The 12,331-nt window shown below is 26.1% G+C and carries 8 protein-coding genes and 1 pseudogene; 1 reads left to right on the top strand and 8 read right to left on the bottom strand.

Annotation, left to right across the window (positions count from 1 at the left end):
• Positions 1-9 precede the first annotated feature (9 nt).
• The 7 genes and pseudogenes from APAC_RS06330 to APAC_RS06365 form a co-directional block, all read right to left on the bottom strand.
• Positions 10-288, bottom strand: a complete 279-nt coding sequence (locus APAC_RS06330; RefSeq protein WP_130233310.1) for a hypothetical protein — start codon at positions 286-288, stop codon at positions 10-12.
• Between the two features lie 20 nt (positions 289-308).
• Positions 309-647, bottom strand: a complete 339-nt coding sequence (locus tag APAC_RS13535) for a redoxin domain-containing protein (protein WP_371868583.1) — start codon at positions 645-647, stop codon at positions 309-311.
• 145 nt (positions 648-792) lie between these two features.
• A pseudogene (locus tag APAC_RS13350) lies at positions 793-4,038 on the bottom strand (efflux RND transporter permease subunit).
• An 8-nt stretch (positions 4,039-4,046) separates the two neighbouring features.
• Complete coding sequence (locus APAC_RS06350; RefSeq protein WP_308738329.1) at positions 4,047-4,802, bottom strand: efflux RND transporter periplasmic adaptor subunit; 756 nt, start codon at positions 4,800-4,802, stop codon at positions 4,047-4,049.
• Positions 4,799-6,139, bottom strand: a complete 1,341-nt coding sequence (locus APAC_RS06355; RefSeq protein ID WP_130233313.1) for a TolC family protein — start codon at positions 6,137-6,139, stop codon at positions 4,799-4,801. The genes APAC_RS06350 and APAC_RS06355 overlap by 4 nt, the downstream gene beginning before the upstream one ends.
• Before the next feature lie 89 nt (positions 6,140-6,228).
• Entirely contained in the window at positions 6,229-6,744 is a 516-nt protein-coding gene (locus APAC_RS06360; protein ID WP_130233314.1) for a tetratricopeptide repeat protein, read from the bottom strand.
• A 168-nt stretch (positions 6,745-6,912) separates the two neighbouring features.
• Complete coding sequence (locus APAC_RS06365; RefSeq protein ID WP_130233315.1) at positions 6,913-10,482, bottom strand: cadherin domain-containing protein; 3,570 nt, start codon at positions 10,480-10,482, stop codon at positions 6,913-6,915.
• Between the two features lie 254 nt (positions 10,483-10,736).
• Between APAC_RS06365 and APAC_RS06370 the strand changes: the two genes are divergently transcribed.
• Positions 10,737-10,997, top strand: coding sequence for a helix-turn-helix domain-containing protein (locus APAC_RS06370; RefSeq protein ID WP_228255964.1), 261 nt, complete (start codon positions 10,737-10,739; stop codon positions 10,995-10,997).
• Positions 10,998-11,534: 537 nt separating this feature from the next.
• On the opposite strand, the gene fliP is transcribed toward APAC_RS06370, so the two are convergent.
• Positions 11,535-12,269, bottom strand: coding sequence for a flagellar type III secretion system pore protein FliP (gene fliP, locus APAC_RS06375; RefSeq protein WP_130233317.1), 735 nt, complete (start codon positions 12,267-12,269; stop codon positions 11,535-11,537).
• Between the last annotated feature and the right edge of the window lie 62 nt (positions 12,270-12,331).

A 12,331-nucleotide genomic window follows, 5' to 3' on the forward strand; every position in this document is an offset into this window, starting at 1 on the left:
AATTTTTTATTAGTTTTTTAGTTTTAGTCTTAAATATACTTTATATTTTAAATGATCAAGTTTCACTGATAAATCTTCAATATTATCAGATTCAAGTTTTTCTAACATCTTTCTATAATCCCTGATTTTTTCATCTGTTATATCAACAATTAGTAAGTCTTTATTTGAAAATGATTTACAATTTACAACATCAATCATCTCTTGAATACTATCTTTTGTAACTTTTTTATATAGCTTTCCATTTCTATGGTAAACTTTATCAAAAAATCCTTGTTCTTCAAAACTCATTTGTATTTTCCTTTAAAAAATTATTTAGCCCACCATAGTTTCAGTTTCAAACTAAAACTAGAAGTATATCCTACATCACTAAACTTTAAATTTCCATTTTTATCATAAATTAATGTAGTAGGATAAGTTTTTATATTAAATCTGTATGCAAAATCATTATAAATATCATCAATAACGTTAAAAGTAAACTTGTTTTCTTTTAAATACTCTTCTATTTTTTCTTTAGAACCAGACTGACTAGCTATTGTTATAACTTGATAATCCTTTGAAAGAGATTCAATATTAGGTGACTGAAATTTACAAACAGGACACCACGTGGCCCAAAAATATACTAAAGTTGGTTTTGAGTCATCTAAAATATATTTTGAATCATTAATTAATGTAAATGAATCGTATGGAAACTTCTCTTTATTTAAATCTTGTGCTTTATAAAAGCTTACAACATTTAAAGCTACTATTATTATGATTGAGTATTTAATAATCTCTTTTATATATTTTTTAATTTTATAAAACCTTTTTTAATTGATTTTTGATAATTACTGGTACAAAGAACATTGAAACCACATAAGAGATTAAAGTTCCACCAATAAGTGCAACACCAAGCCCTCCAAATACTGCATCAGTAGCAAGTAATGATGAAGCAAATACCATAGTTAAAACTGTTAGAATAATAGGTTTTGATCTAGTTGCAGTGGCTCTTGCAATAGCTTCATTTATTCCCATTCCATTTTCATTAACTAACTGTTTTGAAAAATCTATTATTAGTGTAGAGTTTCTTGAATTAATTCCAATTAGCCCAATAAATCCAATAAGTGAAGTTGCTGTTAGATAAAAAGTATCAGCAGTAATTAAATCCATAATAATGTGAGCAAATATAACTCCAATGATAGAGACAAAACTAGCTAGTACAATACCACCAGAAATTGCAAAACTTTTATAATACATTACCATTAAAAAGAAAATTAATACAAGTGCAATGATAAATGCCCCTCCTAAGTCTCTAAATGTATCTAAAGTTACTTTTAGCTCTCCATCAAAAATAAGTTCAAATCTCTCATTTGACTTTTTATCTACAAAAGCTAGATTTAGCATATTTGTTTTAACTACTTTATAATCATTTGATAGTTCATCAAACATATCAGCTCTTGCATCAAGTAGGGGATAGATTTGGCTATCTTTATCAGTTTCTGCTATTACATTTATCATTTGATTTAAATTTTTAGAAGTTATTGTTGGTTCTTTTATAGTCTCTTTAACACTAACAAACTCTGAAATACTTACTGTAAAGCCTTGATTGTTTATTACTTTTAGAGTTTGAAGTCTGTTTATTAAATCTTCTTTTGAAGATTTATTTAAGAGTCTACTATCATCAAGTCTTAGGAAAATTGGGATTTGACTCTCTGCTTTGTTTTCATTTATAACAGAAATTTCCATACCTTCATAAGCTAAAAATAGTATATTTTTGATTTGCTCTAAACTAACACCACTTTTTATAGCTTTATTGTTATCTAGTTCTAATTCATACATTTTATAATCATCATCAGCCATAACATCAATATCAACTAAAGTTGCTTGTTTTTCTAGTATTTTTGCTATTTTTTGCGAAAAATCTCTTCTACTTTCAAAACTATTTCCACCATAAATCTCTGCAACTATTGAAGCAAGTACGGGAGGACCTGCTGGAAGTTCGATTAATTTGATTGTAGCTTCATATTTTGTACAAATTTCTTGGATATTTTTTCTAAGTTTTGATACTAGATTATAACTTGTGATATCTCTATTTTCAGCTCTTTTTATATTCACCATGATTTCAGCTTGTGACTCTTTATCTTTTAGGGCACTTTGTTTTACAAGTGCTGCAAAATCTAAAGGTTGACCTTCACCTAAAAATACTGAGATATTAGTTACATTTTCATTTTTCTGTAATTCATTTGAGATACATCTAGTTAGCTCTTTTGTTTGATTTATACTTGAGCCATCTTTTAAATCAACATACACAGAGAATGTATCAGAGTCTTTACTTGGTAGCATCTTCGCTTTTACTATTTCAGTTGGGAACGTGGCTACTGAAAGTAAAAATAGAACTAAAGTGATAAGATAAACCATCAGTGATTTTGATTTACTATTTAAAATACTTAATATAAATTTTTCTAATTTCATCACTTAATCCTATAAAAATTTCTTAACAAAATATGGCATAAATGCATAAGCTACAAAAAGCGAAGCAACAAGTGATATTGGTATAAATACCGGAAGAGGGTGCATAAATTGTCCCATCATTCCACCAACAAAGAACATAGGAATAAATGTCATAATAATTGCAATCGTTGCAATATTTGTAGCATTTCCTATTTCATTTGTAGCGTTTATTGAAATTACTTTTATATCAGCATCTAAACTCATTTGTCTGTGTCGGTGAATGTTTTCAATTACTATAATTGCAGCATCTACTAACATTCCAAGACTTACAATAAGTGCAAATAGAGTAATTCTATTTACAGTCTCATCAATCATAAATCCTATAAATAGTGTTAATGATAAAATCATAGGAACTGCTAGTGAAACTATCATTGCTTCTTTAAATCCAAGTGTAAAGATAAGTAAAATTGCTATAATCACAATAGAAATAAGTAAGTTTTGAACCAAACTATTTACTGCATTGTTTGCAGTGTATCCATCATCTCTTGTGATTGTATATTTGATGTTTTGTGAAAGTAACTCTTCTTTGATGCTATCCATATATTCAAATACTTTTTCATTGATAACAACAGAGTTTGCACCTTTTAGTTTTGATACAGTCATTGTAAGTTGTTCAATCTCTTCAAATTCACCATTTTTATCTTTTTGATAAAGTAAGGCTTCTTTTTTATTTTGAATATCATAATCTCTTGTTACATTTGCAATATCTTTTAGATATACAGGAACACCAAAATTATATGAGATGATTATATTTTCAATATCTTTAGCACTTTGAATAGCTTGTTTAATTCCAAATACTACGATTGAATTATCTTTAGTATTTCCAGTGATATTTGGAGTTTTGTATGAAAGTGATTGAATCTGTTTCATAACTTGTCCTAAAGATAAATTATAAGCTGATAGTTTATTTGAATCAACTAATATATTGTATTGCTCTTTTTTTTCACCCTTTAAATCCACAAGTGCTACATTATCAATCTTATTTATCTCTTTTGTAATCTTATTTACTTCATTGTATAAAGTTGTTTGAGATACTAAGTCAACTCCGTCTTTTTTTGCTGAATAAAATGCAATAGTAGCAATTGGAATATCTGTATCAATATCCATAGTTTTAATAATAGGTTGCATTGCCCCACGGGGCATTAAATCCATATTTCTCATAACTTGATCGTACAGTTTTAGATTTGATTCCTCTTTATCTTGACCAATATAGTATTGAGCTTGTACAATTCCTACAGAATCTTTTGCATAAGAGTAGATATGTTCAACACCTTTGATTTCTTTTATTTTTTTCTCTAATGGTTCAATAATCACCTTTTGAATTTCACTTGGTTTTGCTCCTGGAAGTGCAACAATAACAGCTCCTCCACTTACTTTTATTTGTGGATTTTCTTCCCTTGGCATAAATACAAGTGAGATGTATCCAAGGGCAAGTATAAACATTCCTAAAATAAGTGTTAATGGATGTTCTATAAAACCACTTGCAAGACGACCAGCAATATTTTGATTTTTTTTATCAATTTTATGTGAAAATTCTTGTTCATTTATCATAAATTCACCTATTTAATATCTAATAAAAGTTTTGAATACATACCTGGATAAATAGTCTTATCACCTTTATTAAAACTAATTTTTAGTGTAAATGAGTGAGTTGTTGTATTTACATTTGGAATGATGGATTCTATTTTTCCATTTGTCTCAAAGTTAATCGATGGGATTGAAACTTTTACATCATCACCAACTTTTACACTATTTAAATTTGATTCACTAATATCTGTTTTAATTTTTAAACTAGTTAAATCTGAAAGAATAATAGCTGGAACACTTGGCATTGCCATTTCCCCAGCTTTGATTGATTTTTTGATAACTAAACCATCATTTGGAGCTTTGATTTTTAAATAATCATATTGAGTATTTATCTCTTTTAATTTAGCATTTGTAATGGCAATCATATTTTTTGTATTCATTAGATTTAATTCTAATTGTTCTACATCATATTTTGGAACTAAATCTTGTGCATATAATCTTTTGTATCTATTATAGTTTGTTTGAATATTATTTAATTGGTTTTGTTGAATTTGAAGATTTAATAAAATCTCTTTTTTATTTGAATCCATATTTGATGAATCAATCTCATAAAGAAGTTCTCCTTTTTTTACAAAAGAACCTTCACTCACATATACATTTTTTACAAATCCCATATTTCTAGAACTTATTACTTTTTCATTATCTGAAATAACTGTTCCTGATAATTCTATTTCTTGAGAGAATAGGCTTAGAGATAGGGCAGTTATAGCTAATAGTTTTTTTATCATAGTTTGTTTCCTAATACTAATTTTAATTTTGCAAGTGCAAGTGATTTTTCATATTTTGCTACTATTAGTTGAGCTTCATTATTTCTAAGATTTGCTTCTTGTTCTAATAGACTTGTCATTGGAATCAAGTGATTTTTATACATTAGTTTTGATTGTTCAAAAACTTCACTTGCTAAATTTTTAGCTTCAAGTTTTTCTTTTAATATTTTCTCTTTTGCTTTTAAAGTAAGTATCGCATTGTTTAATTCTAATTTGATAGCATCTTTTAGTTTTTCATCATTTATAGTTGCTTTTTGATACTCTATTTTTGATTTCTCTTTTTGTACACTTCTATTTGCATCAAATAGTGTAAAATTAACTCCAAGCATAGCCATATAGTAATCTTTGTCACTATCAAGTGTAAATTTATCATCATTAAAACCATACTCTAAATGAGTATAAATATTTGGATAATATTCAGCATTTGCAACATCAATACTCTTTTTTAAAGCATTTTTTTGAATATCTTGCATTTTTACTTCATCTCTATTTTTTAGTGCAACTTTATATAATCTTTCTAAATCATATTCTCCATTTGAGATATTTTTTAAATCTTTAACATCTTTTATTTCATCATTTGAAGTTAGAAATCTAAGATACGCTAATGCTAATTCAAATTTATTTTGTGCTTCTATTAAGTGAGAGTTTACATTTAGTTTATGTACTTTTGCTTGTTTTACATCTATTTTTGTTACTAAGCCTTCATTATGAAATGCAGTTGCACCTTTTACAACTAGTTCTATGGCTTCTTTTGCTTTTTGAGTGGCATTTATAAACTCTTTTGCTACAACAGCACCATTGTAAGCTTTTAAAACTTCGTAAGATAACTCTTTTTCATTTAGATTATATTTTAGTTCTTGGGCTTTTTGTTGAAGTTTTAAAATATCTTTTTGATTTGATAGTTTAAATCCAGTAAAAAGTGGAATATCATATGTTACTTTTGTATTAAAGTTGTTTCTAGTGTCTGGATTATTTAGATTATCTGGAATTACATTTATATCAGCAGGTGTTTGAAATTGTAATGCTCCAAAGTCATTAAAACTAGCCTCCCTAGAAGATAGTTTAGAATTAAATACATATCCAGGGTGGTTTGTTCTTGATATTTCTTCACTTAGTGCTAATTTCCCATATGAAAATGAATCAACACTTTTAATATCTAATTTTGAATTTTCTATTTGTAGTTTTTGGTTTTTTAAATCTTTATTATTTTTTAGTGTCATATCTAAAGCTTCATCAAAACTTATAGTTTGAGAATAAGTAAGTGATGCTAATAATAATGATAAATAAATCTTATGCATAGCCCTTCCTATAGTAGGTTTGTTTAATATTATACAAAAAAATATTAAAAAGACTTATAAGAATATGTTATAATTTATAAATTTGTTTTTTAGTAACCTTTATCAACTAAAATCTTATAGTTTTTACACCCTTTTTTATATAAATCATTACATGCTTTATTAAAGTATATTTTTGCTTTATGATAATCTTTTTTTATTTTTTGACCATTTAAATATACAGCAGCAATATTGTAACATGATCTATAGTTTCCTTTTTCACATGCAATTGAATAATATTTAATTGCTTTATTGATATTTTTCGAGCTAGACTCACCTTTATCATAGATAACTCCTAAATTAAAACAAGCATTTACTATTCCATTTTTACAAGACATTTCATATAATTCAATAGCTTTTTCTTTCTCTTTTTTTATACCCATTCCAAAATCATACATAACAGCTAAATTATAACAAGCACCAGGGTTTTTAAGTTTGCAAGATTTCATAAAAATTGAATAAGCTTTTTCATAGTTTTTTTTATCAAGGGCACTTATACCATCTTGAACACTCACTGCAGCTAATAAAATAGAACTCATAATAGTACTTATAAATATATATTTAATCATTTTCTTCCTTTTCTTAAAAATAATAAATAATATTATTATAAGTAAGCTTAAATAAATATATAATTTTATTATTTTTTAATAATAAAAATTTAGTCTCAAAGTAGGTGCTTTTTACAGTAAGTAATATAGTAATGATTTTTTAAAAGCAGAAGAATTCTGCTTTTAAGTTTAATTAGCTACTTTTATAGCTATTTGATAGTCAGTTAAGTAATTTAAAATAGAATAAATTTTAATATAGTAAACTCCAGAATCAAGAGTTAAATTATCAATTTTTGTAGAATTATTATTAAAAGAACTATCAAATATTTTATTAGATAAACCTTGTTTATAAATTTCATAATTAGCTAGATTAAGAGTAGTTAATGCTTCAATTGAAATAGTAGTTTGTTCAGTTAATTCAAATTTTAAATAATCAATATCATCACTAAGTTCTAAACTACCAGTAGTTGTTGTATTAAGAGATACTTCTGCTGCACTTGATTGAGTATTACTATAATCATCATGATTAACAATACCTGAAGAACCTTTTATAGCTATTTGATAGTCAGTTAAGTAATTTAAAATAGAATAAATTTTAATATAGTAAACTCCAGAATCAAGAGTTAAATTATCAATTTTTGTAGAATTATTATTAAAAGAACTATCAAATATTTTATTAGATAAACCTTGTTTATAAATTTCATAATTAGCTAGATTAAGAGTAGTTAATGCTTCAATTGAAATAGTAGTTTGTTCAGTTAATTCAAATTTTAAATAATCAATATCATCACTAAGTTCTAAACTACCAGTAGTTGTTGTATTAAGAGATACTTCTGCTGCACTTGATTGAGTATTACTATAATCATCATGATTAACAATACCTGAAGAACCTTTTATAGCTATTTGATAGTCAGTTAAGTAATTTAAAATAGAATAAATTTTAATATAGTAAACTCCAGAATCAAGAGTTAAATTATCAATTTTTGTAGAATTATTATTAAAAGAACTATCAAATATTTTATTAGATAAACCTTGTTTATAAATTTCATAATTAGCTAGATTAAGAGTAGTTAATGCTTCAATTGAAATAGTAGTTTGTTCAGCTAATTCAAATTTTAAATAATCAATATCATCACTAAGTTCTAAACTACCAGTAGTTGTTGTATTAAGAGATACTTCTGCTGCACTTGATTGAGTATTACTATAATCATCATGATTAACAATACCTGAAGAACCTTTTATAGCTATTTGATAGTCAGTTAAGTAATTTAAAATAGAATAAATTTTAATATAGTAAACTCCAGAATCAAGAGTTAAATTATCAATTTTTGTAGAATTATTATTAAAAGAACTATCAAATATTTTATTAGATAAACCTTGTTTATAAATTTCATAATTAGCTAGATTAAGAGTAGTTAATGCTTCAATTGAAATAGTAGTTTGTTCAGCTAATTCAAATTTTAAATAATCAATATCATCACTAAGTTCTAAACTACCAGTAGTTGTTGTATTAAGAGATACTTCTGCTGCACTTGATTGAGTATTACTATAATCATCATGATTAACAATACCTGAAGAACCTTTTATAGCTATTTGATAGTCAGTTAAGTAATTTAAAATAGAATAAATTTTAATATAGTAAACTCCAGAATCAAGAGTTAAATTATCAATTTTTGTAGAATTATTATTAAAAGAACTATCAAATATTTTATTAGATAAACCTTGTTTATAAATTTCATAATTAGCTAGATTAAGAGTAGTTAATGCTTCAATTGAAATAGTAGTTTGTTCAGTTAATTCAAATTTTAAATAATCAATATCATCACTAAGTTCTAAACTACCAGTAGTTGTTGTATTAAGAGATACTTCTGCTGCACTTGATTGAGTATTACTATAATCATCATGATTAACAATACCTGAAGAACCTTTTATAGCTATTTGATAGTCAGTTAAGTAATTTAAAATAGAATAAATTTTAATATAGTAAACTCCAGAATCAAGAGTTAAATTATCAATTTTTGTAGAATTATTATTAAAAGAACTATCAAATATTTTATTAGATAAACCTTGTTTATAAATTTCATAATTAGCTAGATTAAGAGTAGTTAATGCTTCAATTGAAATAGTAGTTTGTTCAGTTAATTCAAATTTTAAATAATCAATATCATCACTAAGTTCTAAACTACCAGTAGTTGTTGTATTAAGAGATACTTCTGTTGCACTTGATTGAGTATTACTATAATCATCTAAAGATATATTTTCACTTGGGACAGTGTTTTCATAAACATCAATAACTTGAATACCAATTATTCCTGATTGTGAACTATTATTAGAAGAATCTGTAGCTACTACATATATTTCATAATAGTCTTTTGTTTCATAATCAGGGGCTGCTTTAAATGTAATCTCTCCTGTTGTAGAATCTATATTAAAATAACTTGCATCAACTCCAGTTAAACTATATGTGATTTCAGATTCATCAGTGGCTGTAATTGTTACACTAAATGTAGTATCATTTTCATTTACTCCTGAATGCATTCCTAATTCTGGTGGAAGATCTGTAAATACAGGAGCTGTAACATCTGGCTCATAAATATCATTAATACTTATTGTAATCTCTTTTGAAGTGCTATTATTTGAAGTATCTACTGCTTTAACAATTATTACATATGAGTTTTTTGTTTCATAATCAGGTGCTGCTTTAAAAGTAATCTCTCCTGTTGTTGAATCTATATTAAATAAATCTGCATCTGTTCCACTAATTGAATATATTAAACTTGATGAATTATCAGTGGCATTTATTGTAAATGCAGTTGTTTGATTTTCATCTATATTAATTGTTGAACTATTTGAAATAATAGGTGCTGTTATATCTACTTCATCCTCAACTAAAAACTCTATTAAAACATCAGTGTTCCCACCATTATTTACTAAAGAATTACCTGCAAAATCCTTTAACTTTGAGCTTACAGTAAACTCTAAAGATTGTGAATATGAAAAATTGTTTATAGGTTTTATTGTAACACTATCTTTATCTCCTTCTATTGTTAATTCAATATCATTTCCACTTGGATAGTCAACTAATCTAAAATACTCATTTGTTAAATATTGTTTAGGGATATCTTCTGAAAATGTTAGAACAATTGATGCATTTGTAGAAACACCTGTTTGTCCATTTGTAATAGAACTACTAACTAATTCTATAGCAGTCATATCACTAATAACCCCATGTTGTTTTTGAGAATTTATTATATGTGCTCTAACTTCTTCAGGAGTTTTAACACTAAAACCATTTGATGTTAAAATTGTACTTATATTTAAATCGTCAATTGTTTTATTTGTATTTTCAAATTTAGTAAAATCTGATGAATTAATTTCAATTTCATCAGTACTAGAATCAGAATCTAGAGATTGTAATAAACCAGCTATTTTAAGTAATTTATTATCAGTAGTATTAGTTCTATCAATTCCTATAATATCTTGAATAAATACTTTATTATCACTAGTCATAGAGTTTAATTCACCTAGTTTAATATCTCCTAAATAAAACTCAACTAAACCAGATGTATAAGGGAAATTACCATTTGAATCAGTATATCCAGTATCTGTTCCATTTACATATTTAACACCAGAAATAATATTATCAATCAATGTACCAGTTGTAGCTAAAGGAGCACCAGAAGATGAACCTCCACCTCCACAACCTACTAAAAATCCTGCTGTTATTGTTGATAGTATTAAAGAGTTTAATCTTTTCATTTATTTTCCTTTAAATTTAATAACAAAATTATAGCAAGCAAATGACTCAGAAATGACTCATTTTTTGTGTCATAAAAGTGTCAAAAATAATTTTAGATTTAATAATAGTTTAGATGCAGACTTGTAGGCTTCTTACTAATAAAATAATCAATAATAATTTTAGAAAAAAATATTAAATTTACATTTATTAAATAACACTATATATATGGTTGCTATAAAAAATACTAATTATATAAAATAAAACACTATATAAGGTGTTAAAATTGGTAGATTATTTAGATAATGAAGCAAATGAATTTTTAGATTTAATTTCAGCAAATGTAGTAAAAGCTAGAAAAGAAAAAGGATATAGTCAACTAAAACTGGCTACTGAAATTGGTTATTCTAGTGCCTCTTATTTTGGAAGAATGGAAATAAGAAAAAATGGAGAACATTTTAACTTAGTTCACTTATATAAAATCTCAAAAGTTTTAGAAATACCAGTGTGTGAACTTTTAACCCCATCACTTAACTAACAAGCATCAATCACAATAAAAAAGATGATTTTAAATTATTTTTATGCTTATGCTAATTATTTGTAGATGTTAATATCTAATAAAAAGCTGTTTTCTCTAACTTGATGTAATCTAAATAAACATAGAATTGACTTGTAATTTTTGTTTAGTTATAATGCGATTATAAATGTCATTGAGTTATTCCAATATGGGATTGATTACCCCATTTGAATAGCACAGTTAGAAAGAGGCAGGGTTTCGGCTCTGCCTTTTTTTATGTCTGTGGGTTGTGTAGCAGATTAAAGGGTGGGAGTGCTGTTTTAAAGGAATATCAATGACATTTAAACTGGTAATACTTCTTTTAATACTCTGCATATTTGTGGTTAAATTGTATTAGAAGTGACATAGAAGGGACTAATCACCCCTTCTTGTATTACCACATTATGCCAATATTAGGAGCATCTAATCCACTATTACTTTTGCTCCAACTTCATAAGCTAAATCTTTTACAACTATATTATATAGTTAAAATTGATTACAAAACCTTTACAAACCCCGTCACTTAAATGATTGAGCTAAATTCCCAATAATCAACTGCCAACCATCAATCACAATAAAGAAAATGATTTTAATAGGTAAGGATATCATAACAGGTGGTAGCATCATCATACCCAATGACATTAAAATTGAAGCTACAATAATATCAATTACTAAAAATGGTAAGAATATTAAAAATCCAATTTCAAAGGCAGTTCTTAGTTCTGAAACAATAAATGCAGGCATTAAAATAGTTAATGAAACATCATCAATATTTTTGGGGTTTTCTTCCTTTTTTATTCTATAAAATAGTGCTAAATCATCTTCCCTAGTATTTTTTATCATAAACTCTTTAAATGGCTTAATTCCTTGTTCAAATGCAAGCTCATAACCGATTTGTTCATCCATATATGGCTTTATACCATTTTCCCATGATTTTTTAGCATAAGGTTCCATGATAAAGATTGTCATGATTAGACCAAGTGAGATTACTATTTGAGTAGGTGGAGTTTGTTGTAAACCCATAGCTTGTCTAAGTAATGAAAATACAATAATAATTCTTGTAAAAGAAGTAACCATTAGTATTAAACTAGGAGCTAATACTAATAAAGCTAATATAATAGCAATATTAATTGTTTTTACAAACTGAGTAGGATCGTCAATAGCCGCTACTGATAAGTTAACTATAGGAGGTGCGGCAGTCTCTTCTGCAAATAATGATATTGAAAATATTAATAGTGTTAGAAGTAACTTCAAAAAAAATCCTACAAAAAATTTAAAAAATATAATATCTAAAAAATATTTAAAATGGTATTATC

Origin of the sequence: Malaciobacter pacificus, assembly GCF_004214795.1 — a bacterium.
Lineage (GTDB): Bacteria > Campylobacterota > Campylobacteria > Campylobacterales > Arcobacteraceae > Malaciobacter_A > Malaciobacter_A pacificus.